A 19408-nucleotide genomic window follows, 5' to 3' on the forward strand; every position below is an offset into this window, starting at 1 on the left:
GGCTTGGACTGATGAACTACTACATCCCCCAGTGGGAGGAGCGGACCTCCTACGGGTTCCGCCGCATCGACCCCTACGGCAAGCTCTTCGAGGACCGCATCATCTTCCTCGGCACGCCGATCTCCGACGACGTCGCTAACGCCGTCATGGCGCAGCTGCTCTGCCTGGAGTCGATGAACCCCGACCAGGACATCCAGATCTACATCAACAGCCCCGGTGGCTCGTTCACCGCGCTGACGGCGATCTACGACACGATGCGCTTCATCAAGCCGGACGTGCAGACCGTGTGCCTGGGCCAGGCGGCCTCGGCGGCGGCGATCCTGCTCGCGGCCGGTGCCCCGGGCAAGCGCCTGGCGCTGCCCAACAGCCGCATCCTGATCCACCAGCCCTACACGGAGGGCACCTTCGGGCAGACCTCCGACATCGAGATCCAGGCCAACGAGATCCTGCGCATGCGGGAGCTGCTCGAGACCATGATCTCGGAGCACTCGGGCAAGGACCGCGAGCAGGTCAGCCGCGACATCGAGCGCGACAAGATCCTGACCGCGGAGGCGGCGGTGGAGTACGGCCTCATCGACGCCGTGCTCGACTCGCGCAAGGCGGCGCTCCTCGTCTGAGGGCTCCCCGCCGACAACGGCGGGGACGGGCCCCCGTGTCGGACCGCGCAGCGGTCCGGCGCGGGGTACCGTCGCAGACGGCCCTCGGCGACCAGCCGATCGGCCCCGCGGCCCGGACGCCGCGACCGAACGACGCACCACCCGTCCGGGGCACACCGCCCCGGGCACGACCGGAGGATGATCACCCGTGGCACGCATCGGTGACGGAGGAGACCTGCTGAAGTGCTCCTTCTGCGGCAAGAGCCAGAAGCAGGTGCAGAAGCTGATCGCCGGTCCCGGCGTGTACATCTGCACGGAGTGCATCGAGCTGTGCAACGAGATCATCGAGGAGGAGCTCGGCGAGGGTGCCGAGGTCGGTCTCGACGAGCTGCCGAAGCCCCGTGAGATCTTCGAGTTCCTGAACTCGTACGTGATCGGGCAGGAGCAGGCGAAGAAGTCGCTCGCGGTGGCGGTCTACAACCACTACAAGCGGGTGCAGTCCACCGGCTCGGCCTCCGGGCGGCACAGCAAGGACGAGCAGGTCGAGGTCGCGAAGTCCAACATCCTCGTCGTGGGCCCGACCGGCTGCGGCAAGACCTACCTCGCGCAGACGCTCGCCCGCATGCTCAACGTGCCGTTCGCGATCGCCGACGCCACCGCGCTCACCGAGGCCGGCTACGTGGGCGAGGACGTCGAGAACATCCTGCTCAAGCTGATCCAGGCGGCGGACTACGACGTCAAGAAGGCCGAGACCGGGATCATCTACATCGACGAGATCGACAAGGTGGCCCGCAAGGCGGAGAACCCCTCGATCACGCGCGACGTCTCCGGCGAGGGCGTGCAGCAGGCGCTGCTGAAGATCCTCGAGGGCACGACCGCGTCGGTGCCCCCGCAGGGCGGGCGCAAGCACCCGCACCAGGAGTTCATCCAGATCGACACGACGAACATCCTGTTCGTCGTCGGCGGCGCCTTCGCCGGCCTCGAGCACATCATCGAGCAGCGGGTCGGCAAGAAGTCGCTGGGCTTCACCGCCGAGGTGCGCGGCGAGTCCGAGCGCGAGGCCGACGACCTGCTCGCGCAGGTGCGTCCGGAGGACCTGACGAAGTTCGGGCTCATCCCCGAGTTCATCGGTCGTCTCCCGCTCATCGCGAGCGTGAAGAAGCTCGACAACGACGCCCTGGTGCAGATCCTCACCGAGCCGAAGAACGCGCTGGTGAAGCAGTACCAGAAGCTCTTCGAGCTCGACGGCGTCGAGCTGGAGTTCACCGACGAGGCCGTGCAGGCCATCGCCGACAAGGCGCTGGAGCGCGGCACCGGCGCCCGTGGGCTGCGCGCCATCATCGAGGAGACCCTCCTCCACGCCATGTACGACGTGCCGTCGCGCGGCGACGTCGCCACGGTCGTCGTCACGGAGGAGTCGGTGCTCCACGACGTGCCGCCCACCCTGGTGCTGCGCGAGGCCGAGGCCAAGAAGAAGAAGTCCGCCTGAGCCGAGGGCGCGCCGCGCCCACCGGTCCGCCCCCCCCGGTACACCACGAAGCCCCGGCCCTCCGCGAGGAGGACCGGGGCTTCGTCGTGCGCGGTGCGCCGGGCGTCAGCCCGACATCATCCCTGGGGCTGCTCGTCCTCGACCGGCGCGAGCTCGGCCGCGACGGCGAGGTCGCCGGACTCGCTCGGGGTGAAGACCAGGTCCCCGGTGATCGCCCCGGCGGCCCGCAGGTCGGGGGCGGCGGCCTCGGCGGCGCGGACCTCGGCCTCGGGGCCCGTGACCTCGGCACGCGCCACGGCCGCCCGCATCTTGACCTTCGCCTGCGACTTGGCGCCCCGCACGCCCGCGAGGGCCCTGGCGACGGCGCGCAGCGTCGCGGGGGAGGCGGCGGCGGCGGAGCCCAGGTCGGCCTCGACGGGCCACGCGGCGTGGTGCACCGAGCCCTCCTGCCACCACGACCAGACCTCCTCGGTCACGTAGGGCAGGAACGGCGCGAGCAGGCGCAGCTGCACGTGCAGGGCGATGGCGAGCGTGGCGCGGGCCGACGCGGCGCCGGTGCCCTCGCCGTACGCCCGCTCCTTGACGAGCTCGAGGTAGTCGTCGCAGAACTCCCAGAAGGTCCGCTCGACGGTCTCGAGGGCCGTGGCGTAGTCGTACGCGGCGAAGGCGTCGGTCGCCCGGGCGAGGGTCTCGCGCAGCAGGCCGAGCATGGCGCAGTCGATCGGCTCGGAGACCTCGAAGCGGCTGAGCTCGGTGGCGCCGACGCTGCCGAGCACGAACTTCGACGCGTTGAGCACCTTCATCGCCAGCCGACGACCGACCTTCATCTGCGTCTCGTCGAAGGGCGAGTCGAGGCCCGGGCGGGCCATGGCGGCCCGCCAGCGCACGGCGTCCGCGCCGTACTTCTCGAGGATCTCGGTCGGGACGACGACGTTGCCCTTCGACTTCGACATCTTCTTGCGGTCGGGGTCGAGCACCCAGCCCGACAGCAGCGCGTGCGACCACGGCGCGACGCCCGACTCGTAGTGGGCGCGCACGACGCGCGAGAACAGCCAGGTGCGGATGATGTCGTGGCCCTGCGTGCACAGGTCCATCGGGAAGACGCGGGAGAACAGGTCGGGGTCGGACTCCCAGCCGCCGGCGATCTGCGGGGTGAGGGACGACGTCGCCCAGGTGTCCATGACGTCCGGGTCGCCGACGAAGCCGCCGGGCACGCCGCGCTGCGCCTCGTCGTACCCACGGGGGGCGTCGGTCGAGGGGTCGACCGGCAGCTCGGCCTCGCTGGCCACGATGGGGTGCTCGTAGTCGGGCTCGCCGTCGGCGTCGAGGGCGTACCAGACGGGGAACGGGATGCCGAAGAAGCGCTGGCGCGAGACGAGCCAGTCGCCGTTGAGGCCGCCGACCCAGTTGTCGTAGCGGTGCTTCATGTGGGTCGGCACCCACGTGATCTCCTCCGCGCGCGCCAGCAGGTCGCGGCGCAGGCCCGCGTCGCGGCCGCCGTTGCGGATGTACCACTGGCGGGTGGCCACGATCTCGAGCGGCTTGTCGCCCTTCTCGTAGAAGTTCGCCATGCGCTGGGTCGCCTTGGGCTCGCCGTCGAGCTCGCCGCTCTCGCGCAGCTTCGCGACGGTCGCCTCGCGGGCGGAGTGCACGGTCTTGCCGGCCAGGTCGTCGTACGCGGCGCGGGCGGCGTCCGTGGTCAGCCACTCGGGGGTCTCGCGCAGGAAGCGGCCGTCGCGTCCGATGACGGTGCGCACGGGCAGCTGCAGCTCGCGCCACCACTGCACGTCGGTGAGGTCGCCGAAGGTGCAGCACATCGCGATGCCGGCGCCCTTGTCGGGCTCGGCGGCGGGGTGCGCGAGCACGGGGATCTCGACGCCGAAGACCGGCGAGGTGACGGTGGTGCCGAACAGGTGGCGGTAGCGCTCGTCGTCGGGGTGCGCGATGAGGGCGACCGCGCTGACGACCAGCTCGGGGCGGGTGGTCTCGACGTGGAGGGGCTCGCCGGACGGCAGCCGGTAGGCGACGCGGTGGTAGGCGCCGGGGTACTCCCGCGCCTCCAGCTCGGCCTGCGCGACCGCGGTCTGGAAGGTGACGTCCCACAGCGTGGGCGCCTCCTGCAGGTAGGCCTCGCCGCGGGCCAGGTTCCGCAGGAACGCGCGCTGGCTGACGGTCTGCGCCGGCCGGCCGATCGTCGTGTACTGCTGCGACCAGTCGACCGAGAGGCCGAGGGTGCGCCACAGCGACTCGAAGACCTTCTCGTCCTCCTCGACCAGCGTCGAGCAGAGCTCGACGAAGTTCGGGCGGCTGACCGGCACCTGCTTCTTCGGGTCCGGCTTCTCCGGCGGCGTGAAGTCGGGGTCGTAGGGCAGCGAGGGGTCGCAGCGCACGCCGTAGTAGTTCTGCACGCGGCGCTCGGTGGGCAGGCCGTTGTCGTCCCAGCCCATCGGGTAGAAGACGGTCTTGCCCTGCATCCGCTGGTAGCGGGCCACGACGTCGGTGTGGGTGTAGGAGAAGACGTGCCCGACGTGCAGCGACCCCGAGACGGTCGGCGGGGGCGTGTCGATGGAGTACACGTCCTCGCGCGGGCGCGTGCGGTCGAAGGCGTAGGTGTCCTGCTCCTTCCACACCTGCGACCACTTGGCCTCGAGGCCCTCGAGTGCCGGCTTGTCCGGTACGACGACGGCCGGGGGCTCCGGCGTCGTCGGGGACTGCTCGGCGTTCTGGGTCTCGGTCATGGGCGGAATGCTACGGAAGGGCGGCGCGCCGGACGACGCCGCATCCGTGCTGGTCGCGTGGCGTGTCGTGCGGACGGGTGCGGCGCGTCGCCCGCCCGTGCGGTTCGTGGCCGCTGGCTACCGTCGGTGGAGCCAGAAGACGACACGACGGAAGGCACGTGGAATGACGAAGATCGCGATCATCTACTACTCCTCGACGGGCACGGTCGACGCGATGGCGCGCCGCGTGGCTGCGACGGCCGAGGCGGCCGGTCACGAGGTCCGCCTGCGCCACGTCGCGGAGCTCGCGCCCGAGGAGGCCATCCAGAGCCAGGAGGCGTGGGTCCAGCACCGTCGCGACGTCGCCGACGAGCCGGTGGCGACCCCCGACGACCTCGACTGGGCGGACGTGGCCCTGTTCGGCTCGCCGACCCGCTACGGGCACGTCACCAGCCAGCTCCAGGCCTACATCGACACCCTCGGCCCGCTGTGGGCCCAGGGCAAGCTCGCCGACAAGGTGTACGCCGGCTTCACCGCCAGCCAGACCAGGCACGGCGGCCAGGAGTCCACGCTGCTCAGCCTCTACACGAGCTTCTACCACTTCGGCGGCATCGTGGTGGCGCCCGGCTACACGGACCCGCTGAAGTTCACCGACGGCAACCCGTACGGCGTGGGCAAGGTGACCGGCGCGTCGACCGAGCTCGACGACGACGACCTCGCCGCCCTCGACCACCTGGTCAACCGCGCGGCCGCCATCTCCCGCCGGCTCGAGGCCGGCGGCAACGGCGCGAGCCGCGACGACGCGTGAGTCGGCGCGCGGGCGGGTCGCGCCTAGACTCGTCCGCGCGATGACTGACTCTGTTCCCGGGGACTCCCCGGCCGCCCGCCCCGCGAGGACCTACGCCGAGGTGGAGGACGCGCTGCTCTCCCGCTGGCCCGAGACGCGGCTGGAGCCCTCGCTCGACCGCATCCGCGCCTTCACCGAGCTGCTGGGCGACCCCCAGCACGCCTACCGCGTGGTGCACCTGACGGGCACCAACGGCAAGACCACCACCTCCCGGATGGTCGACTCCCTGCTGCGTGCGCTCGACCTGCGCACCGGGCGCTTCACCAGCCCCCACGTCGAGCGGATGACCGAGCGCATCAGCATCGACGGCGCGCAGCTCGACGACGAGGCGTTCGTGCGGGCCTTCAACGACGTCGCGGCCTTCACCCACCTCGTCGACGCCGACCAGCCCCACCCGCTCTCCTTCTTCGAGACGGTCGTGGGGATGGCCTTCGCCGCGTTCGCCGACGCGCCCGTCGACGTCGCGGTCGTCGAGGTCGGCATGGGCGGTTCCTGGGACGCCACGAACGTCGCCGACGGCGACGTCGCCGTCGTGCTCCCCGTGTCGCTCGACCACGCGGCGTACCTGGGGGGCACGACCACCGCCATCGCCGAGGAGAAGGCCGGCATCATCAAGCCCGGCTCCGTCGTCGTGCTCGCCGCCCAGGAGCAGGACGTCGCCGAGGTGCTCCTGGCCCGCGCGCTCGAGGTGGGCGCCCGCGTCGTCGCGGAGGGCGTGGACTTCGGTGTCGTCGACCGGGCCCCCGCCGTCGGCGGCCAGGTCGTCACGCTGCGGGGGGCGAACGCGACGTACTCCGAGCTGTTCCTGCCCCTGTACGGCGCGCACCAGGCCCAGAACGCGGCCGTCGCGCTGGCGGCGGTCGAGGCGCTCGTGGGCGACCGCCCGCTCGACGACGAGGTGGTCCGCGCGGCGTTCGCCGACGTCAGCTCGCCCGGCCGGCTGGAGATCATCCGCCGCAGCCCCACCATCGTGCTCGACGCGGCCCACAACCCCGCGGGTGCCGAGGCCACGGCCGCGGCGCTGGAGGACTCGTTCACGTTCTCCCCGCTCGTCGGCGTGCTCGCCGTCATGGCCGACAAGGACCTGGAGGGGCTGCTCGCCGCCTTCGAGCCGCACCTGGCGCACGTGGTGTGCACCCGCAACTCGACCCCCCGCTCGCTCGACCCCGAGGCGCTGGCCACGGAGGCGCGGGCCGTGTTCGGCGAGGACCGCGTGACCGTGGCCGACACCCTGGCCGACGCCATCGACCAGGCCGCCGCGCTCGCCGAGGCGGGCGAGGGCGGGGCGTCCATCGGGTCCGGCGCGGTGCTCGTCACCGGCTCGGTCGTGACGGTCGGCGAGGCGCGGGTGCTGCTCGGCGGCCCCAGGTGAGCGCGACGCCGGAGGAGGGCCCCCGCCTCGTGCCCGCCGGGGCCCCCGACGACCCGGAGCGCGGCAAGTCGCCGCGTCGCGGCATGTGCGCGGCCGTCCTGTTCCTCGAGGCCATCGCCCTCGCGCTGACCGTGCCGGTGATCATCCGCTTCACCGACGTCGACCCCGGCGTCGCGGCCGCGCTCGGCGGCGGCCTCGCGCTGGCGTGCCTCCTCGTGAGCGGCCTGCTGCGGCGCCCGTGGGGCTACGCCGTCGGGTGGGCGCTGCAGGTCGGCGCCGTCGGCCTCGCGGTGCTCGTGCCGGCCATGCTCTTCCTCGGCGGGTTGTTCGCGGGCCTGTGGGCGACGGCCGACCTGCTCGGTCGCAAGATCGACCGCGAGCGCGCGGCCGCCTGGCAGCAGTACGACGCGGCCGACGGCGCCTGAGCACCCGTGGCGCGCCCTCGCTAGGGTGAGCGCCATGACGCAGCGCACCCTGGTCCTCCTCAAGCCCGACGCCGTGCGCCGGGGCCTGGTCGGGGAGATCCTCTCCCGCTTCGAGGCGAAGGGCCTCGCGATCGTCGCCCTGGAGCTCCGCACCATCGACGCCGAGCAGGCGGACGCCCACTACGCCGAGCACGTCGAGCGCGACTTCTACCCGCCGCTGCGCACGTTCGTCACGAGCGGGCCGATGCTCGCCGCGGTGCTCGAGGGCGACGAGGCCATCGAGGTCGTGCGCGCGCTCAACGGCGCCACCGACGGCCGCAAGGCCGCGCCGGGCACCATCCGCGGCGACCTGTCGCTGTCCAACCGCGAGAACCTCGTGCACGGCTCCGACAGCCCCGAGTCGGCCGAGCGCGAGATCGCGCTCTGGTTCCCCGCGCTCGCCGACTGACCCACCCGCACACCACCTCCCCGCGCGTTTGACCCCGGTCACACGGGGGGACCCCTACGGGCGGGTGCTCGCCGGGCGCGGGCGCTCCTTCTTCTCGAGGGGGATGCGATGGCAGTGGTGAACGGACCGGAGCGGCTGGCGCCGCTCGCGCAGGAGTGGCGGGCGCAGGCCGACCGCCAGCTGGTCGCGTCGGGCACGGTGCAGGGAGCGCCCGCGGGCGGCTTCACCCCGGCGCTGCAGGGACAGGCCGCGGCGTGCGCCGAGGCGCTGGCCGCCGCGCTCGTCCGGCTCGCCTCGCGCGCCCGGGTCCAGGCCGACGGCCTCGACGCCTTCAGCGACGACCTCGTCGGCACCGACGCGGGGGAGGGCTCGCGGTACGGCGACGCCCCCGGCGGCGGCAGCCCGTCGGTGCCACCACCCCCGCCCTCCGGTGGCGCCCCTTCCGGTGGCGCCCCTTCCGGTGGCGCCCCTTCCGGTGGCGCCCCGTCGGGTGAGGGCCGTGCGGCCTTCGCGTCCCGTCTCGAGTGGGAGCCGGCGACCGCCAGCGGTGAGCGCCTCGAGTGGGAGCCGGCCACCGCCAGCGGTGAGCGCCTCGAGTGGGAGCCGGCCACCCCGAGCGCTGAGCGCCTCGAGTGGGAGCCCGCCACGGCGAGCGCCGAGCCGCTGGAGGAGGAGCGATGAGCATCGTCCTGCCGACGCCCGTCGAGGTCCCCGTCCTGCACGCCGAGCCGACGTCGGTCGCGACGTACGGCGAGCAGCACCTCGCCGCCACCGCGGAGCCCGACGGCCTGGCCGACTTCGCCCGCGGGGGAGCCCGGGTCGACGACTGGCAGGGTCGCGGCTCGGAGGCGTACCACGACGCGAACGGGCCGATCGCGGCTCAGGCCGCGACGCTGGCCGCGGCCCTGCGCCGGCTGGGCGAGGAGGCAACGACGCACGGCGCCCGCCTCGAGCGGCTGCGCAGCGCCCGGGACGAGCTGGTCGCCCGCCGTGAGGGCCTGCTGGCCCGCCAGGCCGACCTGCTCGCGACCTCGCCCCTGCTGCTGCCCACCCTGCTGCCCGTCGTAGAGGCGTACCGCGGCGACGTCGAGGCGTTCGACGCCGGGGTGCAGGGCTGGTGGGAGGAGGTGTACGCCGAGGAGCGGCGGATGGCGCAGGTGCTCGACGGGGTCCTCACCGACGTGCCCGACGGCCCCGTCGGCCCGACGGGGCCCACCGGCCCGGGTGGCCCGGGTGGCCCGGGTGGCCCGGGTGGCCCGGGTGATGGCCCGCGCCGACCCGGCCGCACCGACGACGACGAGCCGCGCTGGCCGGGGCCCCCGCTCCGCCCGTCCGACCCCGGGCCCGGCGACCGGGGCCCGCTGCCCTGGGACCCGTCGCCCGAGGTGCCGCCCGCGCCCCAGCCGCTGCCGTGGGACGACACGAGGCCCGAGGTGCCGCCCGCCGAGCCCCTGCCCTGGCGGGGCGAGCCCGGTCGCGCCGTCCCCCTCGCGGACGGGGGCCGGTCGTGACGATTGACGTCTCCTACCTCGAGGTCGCGAGCCGTTCCCGCGACTGGGACCAGCAGGCGGTCGACCTCCGGGCCGCCGGCGGCCAGGTCGACGGGGTGGGCGGTGCGACCGCCGCGTTCACCCCGGCCGTCCGGGGTGCCGTGTCGACCTTCTGCACCGCCTGGACCCGGCACGTCGAGGAGCTCGCCGCCGGCGCCGAGGAGCGCGCCGACGGCATGCGCGACGCGATCCGGGACTACCTCGAGTCCGACGAGGCCACGACCTTCCTCTTCGACCCCGCGGCGATGGTGCTGCGGGGCGCCCTCGAGGAGCGCCGATGACCACCATCGTCCTGCCGCCGCTGCCGCGCACCGTGCCGACCCTCGACGCCGACCCCGACGGGGTCGCCGCCCAGGCGGTCGAGCTGCTCGCCGCCTCGGCCCAGGTGGACGACGTCGGCTCCTTCGCCGCCGGCGAGGCCCGGGTCGACGGGTGGCAGGGGACGACGGCGGCGTCGTACCACGCGGGCCTCCCGCCGTACGGCCGGCAGGCGGACGCGATGAGCCTCGCCCTGCGGCACGTCGGCCGCCGCACCGACGAGCACGCCGACGTGCTGCGCGACCTGGAGGTGCGCCGTACCGCGGCCGAGGCCGAGCGCGCCGAGCTCGTCGCCAAGATCCGGGACCTCTCCGAGCGGGTGAACGCCCTCCTGGTCCGCACCCGCGGCGTCGAGCTCACCCCGGAGGCCGCCGACGCGGCGGAGGCGGCCGCGGTCGCGCTCGCCGAGGAGGCGGGGCGGCTGACCCGGTGGGTCCAGGTCTTCGACCTGGGGATCGACACCTGGCACCGCGACCTCCACGCCGAGGAGGCCGCCTACACCGCCGAGCTCGCCCGGGTGCAGGACCTCGAGCAGGTCGACCGGCTGTACGGCGGGGTCGAGGACCCTGCGGACGCCGCGCTCGCGAGCATGCCGCCGCCCGGGTCGGACCCCGAGGAGGTCGCCGACTGGTGGGCCGGGCTCAGCACGGCCGAGCAGCAGGCGATCCTCGCCGCCTCGCCCGGCTCGGTGGGCAACCTCGACGGCGTGCCGCCGTCGGTCCGCGACGAGGCCAACCGGCTGCGCCTGACCCGCGACCTCGCGGCGCTGCGCGAGCTCGACGACGACCAGCTCACCGACACGGAGCGCGCGATGCTCCGCAACGCCGAGGCCGCCGAGTCGGCGCTGGCCGACGAACGCACCGACCCGGTCACGGGCGACCCCGTGCCGGCGTCGCTGCTCGTCTACGACCCCACGGCCTTCGACGGCGACGGCGCGGCGGCCGTGGCGTACGGCGACCTCGCGACCGCCGACCACACCGGCGTCGTCGTGCCGGGCATCACCAACACGGGCGCGAGCATCGACGGGTTCCACGACGACGCCTGGGCGCTCTACGAGTCCACCCGGGGCGCCGTCGGCGCCGACGAGAGCGTCGCGACGGTGGCGTGGATCGGGTACGACGCCCCGTCCGACTCCGACATGGTGAACGTGCGGGACGAGGGTGCCGCCGCCCGGGGCGCGGAGCGCCTGGCCTCGACCATCGACGGCCTGCGCGCCACCTACACCGGGCCGGGCGAGACCCACCTGACGACGATCGGCCACTCCTACGGGTCGACGACCGTCGGCATCGCCGCCGAGGACCACCACATCGACACCGACGAGCTCGTCTTCCTCGGCAGCCCCGGCGACGGGGGCGACGACCACGACGCGGGGGACTACGTGAACACCGACCGCGAGAACGTGTGGGCCGGCAAGGACAGCCGGGACCCGGTCGCCGTGCTGGGGGAGGGGGGCGCCAGCCTGCCGTTCCAGCTCGGCCCCTTCGGGCTCGGGCCGCCGGGGCTCGGCATCCTGCCGAACGTCGACCCCCTGGACGTGCTGCCCAACCCCACCAACCCGCTCGGCCCGCTGCAGCAGGGCCCGGTCGACCAGTTCATCGACAAGATCAACCCCATCGACGACCTCTGGGAGGACCACGACCCGCGCGACGACCTGCCCGGCCTCTACCCCGACTCCGAGGGCCAGCTCGGCACCGACCCCACGAGCGAGGCGTTCGGGGCGCAGCGCTTCGGCGCCGAGCGCTCCGAGGGCAGCTCCAACCCGCTCGACCACCACACGTCGTACTTCGACGAGGGGTCCGAGTCGCTCGACAACCTGGGGCTCATCACGGGCGGGCGCGGCGACGACGTGGAGCGGGTGCCGCACTCCGACACCGGCTGGCTCGGCGACGCCTTCGACCCGGAGCTGTTCCGGTGAGGGTCGTGGCGCCGGGCACCCCCACCGGCGACCTGTTCTGGGACCTCGTGCGCCGCCGCCACCCGACCATGGACGTGGTGCTGCGCCCCCGGGCCGCCGGCCCCGCCGGCCCCGCCGGGCCTGCCGACCCCGCTGAGGGCCAGCAGGCCGACCGCCCGGAGGCCGGGGCCGACCTGCTCGACGCCGCGGCGGTGGCCGAGGAGCGCGAGCGCACCGCGCTCGACGTCCCGCGGCTCCTGGAGGCGGCGGGCCTCGGTGTGCTGCTGCCGGACGAGCCGGCGCTGCGGCTGCTCGCGGGTGGCCGGGCGGACGCGGTGCGCTGGCACGCCCGGGTGGCCCGCACGGTGCCGGCCGGGGAGGCCGCGTCCGCGGCCGAGCGGCTCGAGGAGCTGCTGGCGGGCCGGGGGTCGCAGGTACGCCGCACGGAGGGCTCCGCGCTGGTCGTGCTGCACGCCGACGGTGCGGCGGGGCGGTGCCGCGCGTCGTACGCCCCCGGGACGCAGCTGTGGGTGCTCGAGCGGTGGAGCCCGCCCCTGCGGGTCGGCGCCGAGCAGGCCCGCGCCCTGCGCCGGGAGGCCGCCCGAGCCTTGCCGTGAGGTGTGATCGCGGTCACAATCGCGACACGGTCGCCCGCCGGCGGCGGCCACGCCGGAGGGACACCCGTTGAGCACCACCGCCGCACCCGGGGACACGACCCCGACCGCCTCGACCGCCTCGAGCACCTCGAGCACCTCGCGCACCTCGACCGCCCCGATCCCCGTGCTCGGCGACCCGGCGGACGCGCCGGCGCCGGTGCTGGTCGACGACCGGCTCGCCTGGTGGGCCGAGCACACGCCGGACGCCCCGGCGATGACCTACCGCGAGCGCACCTGGACGTGGGCGGAGTGGGACGAGCGGGTCCGGCGGCTCGCCGGCGCGCTGTCGGCCGCGGGCATCGGGCGCGGCGACGTCGTCTCGTTCCTCGACAAGAACCACCCGGCCTGCGTGGAGCTGTCCCTGGCGGCGGCGTCGCTGGGCGCGGCCAACGCCATCGTCAACTGGCGCAGCGCGGGCGACGAGGTCGACTACGCGGTCAACGACTCGGGCGCCCGCCTCCTGGTCGTCGGCGAGGAGCTGCTGCCCACCATCGCCTCCATCCGCGACCGGCTGACGGCGGTCGAGCAGATCGTGGTCGTCACGCCCGACGGGGTGCTGGCGTCGGGCGAGCCGGACGAGTACGAGGCGTGGCTCGCCGCGGCGACCCCGCGGCCCCGCGACCCCGCCGTCCAGCCCGACGACACCTGCCTGGTCATGTACTCCTCGGGCACCACGGGCCGGCCGAAGGGCGTCATGCTGACGCACCGCAACATGGTCAGCCACACGGTCAACGGCCACGACGGCTGGACCTTCGAGCCCGACGACGTGTCGCTGGTGGCGATGCCGCTCTTCCACGTGGGCGGCTCGTCGTACGTGCTGTTCGGCATCCACGACGGCATCCGGTCGATCATGACGCGCGAGCCCGACGGGGCCTCGCTGGCCGGCGCGATCATGGCCGGCGCCAACAAGACGTTCCTCGTGCCGGCGGTGCTCGCCCAGGTGCTGCAGTCCGGGCCCGACGCGATCAAGCTGTTCTCCGCCCTCACGGGCTACACGTACGGCGCGGCCCCGATGCCGCCGCCGCTCCTGCGCGCGGCGATGGAGGCGTGGCCCGCCACCGACTTCATCCAGGTCTACGGCCTCACCGAGGTGGCGGGCGTCGCCACGCACCTGATGCCGGAGCACCACCGCGACGCCGAGCACCCCGAGCGGCTCGTCTCGGCCGGTGTCCCGCTGCCCGAGATGGAGGTGCGGGTGGTCGACCCGGCGACCCTGGAGGACGTCGGGGTCGGGGAGAACGGCGAGATCTGGCTGCGCGGCCCGCAGGTGATGAAGGGCTACCTCGGCAGGCCGGAGGAGACCGCGAAGGTCATCACGGCCGACGGCTGGTTCCGCTCCGGCGACGTGGGCCGCCTGGACGCCGACGGCTTCCTCTACGTGCACGACCGCATCAAGGACATGATCATCTCGGGCGGGGAGAACATCTACAGCCCGGAGGTCGAGCGGGTGCTGGCCGAGCACCCGGCGGTGCTCGAGTGCGCCGTCATCGGGGTGCCCGACGACCGCTGGGGCGAGACGGTCAAGGCCGTGGTCGCACTGAGGCCGGGCACGGAGGCGACGGAGCAGGAGATCGTCGACTTCTGCCGCGAGCGGCTCGCGCACTTCAAGTGCCCCCGAAGCGTCGACGTCCTCCCGGCCCTGCCGCGCAACCCCACGGGCAAGATCCTCAAGAAGGACCTGCGGGCGCCGTACTGGGACGGGCGGACCTCGACGATCGTGTGAGGCCGGGGGCACCGGCCGTTCACCCGGCACAGGGACAATGCCCGGGTGAGCGACCTCCTCCACGACCCGCTGCGGCGGGCCCACCTCGCACCCGCGCCCCGCACCCTGGTCGACGTCTTCCGCGACACCGCGGCCCAGGCGGCCGAGGAGCCGGCCGTCGACGCCGGGGCGGGGGTGCTGACCTACGCCGAGCTCGAGGAGGCGGCCGACGGGCTCGCCGAGGAGCTCGCGGGGCTGGGCATCGGGCCCGGCGACAAGGTCGGCATCCGCGTCACGTCGGGCACCACGGACCTGTACGTCGCGATCCTCGGCGTGCTGCTGGCCGGGGCCGCCTACGTGCCGGTCGACGCGGACGACCCCGAGGAGCGCGCCCGCCTCGTGTTCGGCGAGGCCCGGGTCGCGGCCGTCGTCGGCGACGACCTCGTGGTCGACGTGCGACGCGACGCCCCGCCGCGCGAGCGCGAGGAGCCGACGCCCGACGACGACGCCTGGGTGATCTTCACGTCGGGCTCGACCGGCACGCCGAAGGGTGTCGCCGTCACCCACCGCAACGCCGCCGCGTTCGTCGACGCCGAGGCCCGGATGTTCCTCACCGCCGCCCCCCTGGGCGTCGGCGACCGCGTGATGGCCGGGCTCTCCGTCGCGTTCGACGCCAGCTGCGAGGAGATGTGGCTCGCGTGGCGGTACGGCGGGTGCCTCGTCCCCGCGCCCCGCGCGCTCGTGCGCTCCGGCGTCGACGTCGGCCCGTGGCTGGTCGCGAACCGCGTCACGGTCGTCTCGACGGTGCCGACGCTGGTCGCGCTGTGGCCGGCGGAGGCGCTCGAGCGCGTCCGCCTGCTCATCATGGGCGGCGAGGCCTGCCCGCCCGAGCTGGCCGCCCGCCTCGTGCGCGAGGGCCGCGAGGTGTGGAACACCTACGGACCCACCGAGGCGACCGTCGTGGCCTGCGGCTGCGAGCTCACCGGTGAGGCGCCGGTGCGCATCGGCCTGCCCCTCGACGGGTGGGACCTCGCGGTCGTCGACCCGGCGACCGGGGAGCCCGTCGCCGAGGGCGAGCAGGGCGAGCTGATCATCGGCGGCGTCGGCCTGGCCCGCTACCTCGACCCGGAGAAGGACGCCGAGAAGTACGCCCCCATGCCCACCCTCGGGTGGGAGCGCGCCTACCGCTCGGGCGACGTCGTGGTCAACGACCCCGCCGGCCTGCTCTTCGCCGGGCGCGCGGACGACCAGGTGAAGCTGGGCGGGCGGCGCATCGAGCTCGGCGAGGTCGACTCGGCGCTGCTGGCCCTGCCCGGTGTGCACGGCGCGGCGGCCGCGGTCCGTCGGACGGCGGCGGGCAACCAGCTGCTCGTCGGCTACGTCGCCGTCGACCCCTCCTTCGACCTGCCGTCCGCGCTCGACCGGCTGCGCGCCGCCATGCCCGCCGCGCTCGTGCCGCGGCTCGCCGTCGTCGACACCCTCCCCACCCGCACGTCGGGCAAGGTCGACCGCGACGCCCTGCCCTGGCCGCTGCCGGGGGCGGCCGGGGGAGCCGGGGCGGGCGCGGACCTCTCCGACACCGAGTCGTGGATCGCCCAGCTGTGGCTCGACGTGCTCGGCGCCGAGGTCACCGCCCCGACCGACGACTTCTTCGACCTCGGCGGCGGCAGCCTCACCGCCGCGCAGATCGTCTCCCGCCTGCGGACCCGGTTCCCCGAGGTCACGGTCGGCGACGTCTACGAGCGCCCGACGGTCGGCGTCCTCGCCGCCCACCTCGACACCCTCGCCGGCCCGTCCGCGACCACGACCGACCGCGCGGTGCGACCCATCCCCGCGAAGAGCCAGCGGGGCCAGGTGCTCGGCACCCTGCTCGCCCGCGCCGTCGGCGGGCTGCGGTGGGTGGCGTGGGCCATGATCGGCTCCACCGTGCTCGCCGAGGTCGCCGACCTGCGGTGGCTGCCGTCGTACCCCTGGTGGGTGCTGGTGCTCGTCTGGCTCGCGGCCCTCACGCCGCCCGGGCGGATGCTGCTGTCGGCCGGGCAGGCGCGCCTGCTGCTGCGGGGCGTCGAGCCGGGCACCTACCCGCGCGGCGGCAAGGTCCACCTGCGCATCTGGCTGGCGGACCGGCTGGCCGACGAGATCGGGGCGACGGCGCTGGCCGGGGCCCCGCTGATGACCTGGTACGCCCGGCTGCTGGGCGCCGACGTCGGCCGCGACGTCGACCTGCACTCGCTGCCGGGCATCACCGGCATGCTGCGCCTGGGCCGCGGTGCCTCCGTCGAGCCGGAGGTCGACCTGTCGGGCTGGTGGATCGACGGCGACGTGGTGCACGTCGGCCGCATCGAGGTCGGCCCCCGCGCCCGCGTCGGCGCCCGCTCCACCCTGTGCCCCGGCGCGAGCGTCGGGGCCGACGCCGAGGTCGCCGCCGGGTCCGCCGTCTTCGGTGCGGTGCCCGCGGGGGAGTTCTGGGCCGGTTCGCCCGCCCGGCGCCGCCGCAAGGCCGCGCGGGGCCCGTGGCAGGACCGGCCGGCGCGCTCGCGGGCCTGGGTGGCGGCGTACGCCGTCAGCGCCGCCGTGGTCGGCACGCTGCCGGCCGTCGCGGTGCTCGTCGGGCTGCTCGTCGCGCTGCCGGGGATCGGCGACGTCGACGGGTACGGCGGACTGCTCGCCCACCTGCTGTGGCGCGTGCCCCTGGGGGTGCTGGCGGGCCTGCTCGTCCTCGCCGCGCTCGTCTGGGTCGTCGTGCGCGTCTGCGCGCTCGGCGTGCGCACCGGCGTCCACCCCGTGCGCAGCGGGCCGGCGCTCGCGGTCTGGACGACGATGCGGGTGCTCGACGAGGCCCGCACGTGGCTGTTCGGCCTCTACTCCTCGTCGCTGACGCCGTGGTGGCTGCGGGCGCTCGGCGCGCGCATCGGCCGGGGCGTCGAGGCCTCGACGGTGCTGATGATCCCGTCGCTGACGCAGGTCAACGAGCACGCGTTCCTCGCCGACGACACCCTCATCGGGGGCTACGAGCTGGGCGGCGGCTGGCTGCGTGCCGAGCGGGTCAAGATCGGCAAGCGCGCCTTCGTCGGCAACTCCGGCATGGCCGCCCCGGGCCGCAAGGTCCCCAAGGCCTCGCTCGTCGCCGTCCTGTCCGCCGCGCCGCGCCGCAAGACGGCCCGCTCGGGCGCCTCGTGGCTGGGCAGCCCGCCGGCCCCGCTGCGCCGTACCGCGGCGGAGGGCGACGCCAGCCGCACCTACGCCCCGCCGCGGCGCCTCCACGTCTTCCGGGCCCTCGTCGAGCTGTGCCGCCTCGTGCCCGTGATGGTCTCGGTCGCCCTCACCGTCGGCGTGGTCGTCGCCCTCGGGGCGGTGCTCGACACCGGCCACCCCGTCGCCGGCGTGGCCCTCGCCGTGCTGCTCGTCGGCCCGGTGCTCGCCGTGGGCGGTCTCGTCGCGGCGGTGGTCGCGACGGGCGCCAAGTGGCTGCTCGTCGGCCGGATGCGCCCCGGCAACCACCCGCTGTGGAGCTCGTTCGTGTGGCGCAACGAGCTCGCCGACACGTTCGTGGAGTCCCTCGCCGTGCCGTGGTTCGCGCGCACCGTGACGGGCACGCCGCTGCTCAACCTGTGGTTCCGCTCGATGGGCGCCCACATCGGTCGCGGCGTGTGGTGCGACACCCACTGGCTGCCCGAGGCGGACCTCGTCCACCTGCACGACGGGGCGACCGTCAACGCCGGCACCGTCGTGCAGACCCACCTCTTCCACGACCGCGTGCTGACCATGGACCGCGTGGTGCTGCACCGGGGCGCGACCCTGGGGCCGAACAGCGTGATCCTGCCCGCGGCCGAGCTGGGCCGCCACGCTACGGTCGGTCCCGTGTCACTGGTCATGCGTGGTGAGTCCGTCCCCGGCGGGACCGTCTGGATCGGCAACCCGATCGGCCCCTGGGCCGAGCCGCCGGCCCCGAGCGCGGGCGGCGTGCCCGAGCCGGCCGCGGTGAGCGCGTGAGCAGCCTGCCCAGCGCCGACGACTACCTGCCCGGCCACGGCGACCGGTCCTGGGGCGCGCGGTCCTACGCGCTCGACCTGACCTACGGCCTCGAGGGCAACCGGCTCGACGGCGAGGCGCGCATCGAGGTCGAGGTGCTCGAGCCCACCGACCGGCTCGTGCTCGACCTCGCCGGCCTCGACGTCGCCAAGGTCAGCGTCGACGGCCGTCCGCCCGCGAAGTTCAGCACCCGGCGCGACCGGCTCGTGGTGAAGCTGCGCGACGACGTCGAGGCGGGCGCGACGCTCACCCTCGTCGTCAAGTACGGCGGCCGCCCGAAGCCCCTCGTCGAGAAGCACCACGGCGACGCCGGGTGGGAGGAGCTCACCGACGGCGTCATCGTCGCGGGCCAGCCCCACGGCGCCCCGACCTGGTTCCCCTGCAACGACCGGCCGGACGACAAGGCCACCTACCGCATCACCGTCACCACCGCCGCCGGCTACACGGTCGTGTCCAACGGCCTGCTGGTGGAGCGGCGCCGTCGGGGGAGCGGGGAGTCCTGGACCTACGAGATGGACGCGCCGATGGCCACCTACCTCGCCACCGTCCAGATCGGGCGCTACGACATCGTCGAGCACGACGCCCCCGTCCCGCTGGTCTCCGCCGTGCCCCAGGGCACGGCCCGCGAGCGCAGCGCGGCGTACGACGCGGGCTTCGGCCGCCAGGCCGACATGGTCCGCGCGTTCGAGGGGTGGTTCGGGCCCTACCCGTTCGCCTCCTACGCCGCGGTGGTGACCGGGGACGACCTGGAGATCCCGCTCGAGAGCCAGAGCCTGTCGACGTTCGGCAAGAACTTCGTCTCCGAGGACTGGGACCAGGTGCGCCTCGTCGCCCACGAGCTGGCCCACCAGTGGTTCGGCAACGCCGTGACGCTCGCCCGCTGGCGCGACATCTGGCTCCACGAGGGCTTCGCCTGCTACAGCGAGTGGCTGTGGTCGGAGGAGTCGGGCCACGAGAGCGCCACGTGGTGGGCCGAGCACCACCACGCCCGGCTGGCCGAGCAGGACCAGGACCTCGTGCTCGCCGACCCGGGGCCGGAGCTCATGTTCGACGACCGCGTCTACAAGCGCGGCGCCCTGGCGCTGCACGTGCTGCGCGGCGCGGTGGGGGACGAGGCGTTCTTCGCGCTGCTGCGCTCCTGGGTCGCCGAGCACCGGGGCGGCTCCGTCACGACGGAGGACTTCCTCGCCCACGCGTCCGCCTCGACGGGGGCCGACGTCGGCGTCCTGCTCTACGCCTGGCTCACCGAGGCGGAGCTCCCGGCCCTGCCGGCCCCGCCGGTCTGAGCCCGCCCCGCCCCGCCGGCCCGCAGGCGCTCCGCCGTACCCCCTCGGGAACGGCGGACGCCGTGCGGTGACGGGC

General features: G+C 74.6%; 15 protein-coding genes. 14 read left to right on the forward strand and 1 reads right to left on the reverse strand.

From position 1 onward, the window contains the following. The first annotated feature begins 11 nt into the window (after positions 1-11). Both ACOACO_RS17910 and clpX read left to right on the forward strand, forming a co-directional pair. Positions 12-617: an ATP-dependent Clp protease proteolytic subunit gene (locus ACOACO_RS17910; RefSeq protein ID WP_277500265.1), complete on the forward strand. Its 606-nt coding sequence runs from the start codon at positions 12-14 to the stop codon at positions 615-617. A 187-nt stretch (positions 618-804) separates the two neighbouring features. Continuing rightward, on the forward strand, positions 805-2085 hold the full coding sequence (gene clpX / locus ACOACO_RS17915) for an ATP-dependent Clp protease ATP-binding subunit ClpX (protein ID WP_420297646.1): 1281 nt from the start codon (positions 805-807) through the stop codon (positions 2083-2085). A 116-nt stretch (positions 2086-2201) separates the two neighbouring features. On the opposite strand, the gene valS is transcribed toward clpX, so the two are convergent. Then, positions 2202-4823 carry a valine--tRNA ligase gene (gene valS, locus ACOACO_RS17920; RefSeq protein WP_420297647.1) on the reverse strand — a complete coding sequence of 874 codons (2622 nt, stop codon included), beginning with the start codon at positions 4821-4823 and terminating at the stop codon, positions 2202-2204. A 163-nt stretch (positions 4824-4986) separates the two neighbouring features. Here valS and wrbA point away from each other — a divergent pair, with 163 nt between their 5' ends. The 12 genes from wrbA to ACOACO_RS17980 all read left to right on the forward strand — a co-directional run bounded on the left by wrbA (position 4987) and on the right by ACOACO_RS17980 (position 19332). Further along, positions 4987-5610, forward strand: a complete 624-nt coding sequence (wrbA, locus tag ACOACO_RS17925; RefSeq protein WP_420297648.1) for an NAD(P)H:quinone oxidoreductase — start codon at positions 4987-4989, stop codon at positions 5608-5610. Between the two features lie 40 nt (positions 5611-5650). Beyond that, positions 5651-7021 (forward strand): bifunctional folylpolyglutamate synthase/dihydrofolate synthase, encoded by a 1371-nt coding sequence (locus tag ACOACO_RS17930; protein WP_420297649.1) that lies wholly within the window; start codon positions 5651-5653, stop codon positions 7019-7021. After that, a complete protein-coding gene (locus tag ACOACO_RS17935; protein ID WP_420297650.1) occupies positions 7018-7446 on the forward strand; it encodes a DUF4233 domain-containing protein in 429 nt (142 codons plus the stop codon). The genes ACOACO_RS17930 and ACOACO_RS17935 overlap by 4 nt, the downstream gene beginning before the upstream one ends. Before the next feature lie 34 nt (positions 7447-7480). Continuing rightward, a complete protein-coding gene (ndk, locus tag ACOACO_RS17940) occupies positions 7481-7894 on the forward strand; it encodes a nucleoside-diphosphate kinase (RefSeq protein ID WP_420297651.1) in 414 nt (137 codons plus the stop codon). 108 nt (positions 7895-8002) lie between these two features. Then, entirely contained in the window at positions 8003-8575 is a 573-nt protein-coding gene (locus ACOACO_RS17945; RefSeq protein WP_420297652.1) for a hypothetical protein, read from the forward strand. Then, on the forward strand, positions 8572-9405 hold the full coding sequence (locus ACOACO_RS17950; RefSeq protein WP_420297653.1) for a hypothetical protein: 834 nt from the start codon (positions 8572-8574) through the stop codon (positions 9403-9405). The genes ACOACO_RS17945 and ACOACO_RS17950 overlap by 4 nt, the downstream gene beginning before the upstream one ends. Further along, complete coding sequence (locus ACOACO_RS17955; protein ID WP_420297654.1) at positions 9402-9725, forward strand: hypothetical protein; 324 nt, start codon at positions 9402-9404, stop codon at positions 9723-9725. The genes ACOACO_RS17950 and ACOACO_RS17955 overlap by 4 nt, the downstream gene beginning before the upstream one ends. Next, positions 9722-11677, forward strand: a complete 1956-nt coding sequence (locus tag ACOACO_RS17960) for an alpha/beta hydrolase (RefSeq protein WP_420297655.1) — start codon at positions 9722-9724, stop codon at positions 11675-11677. Before ACOACO_RS17955 ends, ACOACO_RS17960 begins: the two co-directional genes overlap by 4 nt. Continuing rightward, a complete protein-coding gene (locus ACOACO_RS17965; RefSeq protein WP_420297656.1) occupies positions 11674-12273 on the forward strand; it encodes a hypothetical protein in 600 nt (199 codons plus the stop codon). Before ACOACO_RS17960 ends, ACOACO_RS17965 begins: the two co-directional genes overlap by 4 nt. Before the next feature lie 67 nt (positions 12274-12340). Beyond that, complete coding sequence (locus tag ACOACO_RS17970) at positions 12341-14035, forward strand: long-chain-fatty-acid--CoA ligase (protein ID WP_420297657.1); 1695 nt, start codon at positions 12341-12343, stop codon at positions 14033-14035. Between the two features lie 45 nt (positions 14036-14080). Continuing rightward, positions 14081-18007, forward strand: a complete 3927-nt coding sequence (locus ACOACO_RS17975) for a Pls/PosA family non-ribosomal peptide synthetase (RefSeq protein ID WP_420297658.1) — start codon at positions 14081-14083, stop codon at positions 18005-18007. Next, positions 18004-19332: a M1 family metallopeptidase gene (locus ACOACO_RS17980; protein WP_420297659.1), complete on the forward strand. Its 1329-nt coding sequence runs from the start codon at positions 18004-18006 to the stop codon at positions 19330-19332. Before ACOACO_RS17975 ends, ACOACO_RS17980 begins: the two co-directional genes overlap by 4 nt. Positions 19333-19408 lie beyond the last annotated feature (76 nt).

Source organism: Nocardioides sp. CPCC 205120 (assembly GCF_048654585.1).
Classification (GTDB): Bacteria; Actinomycetota; Actinomycetes; order Propionibacteriales; family Nocardioidaceae; genus Nocardioides.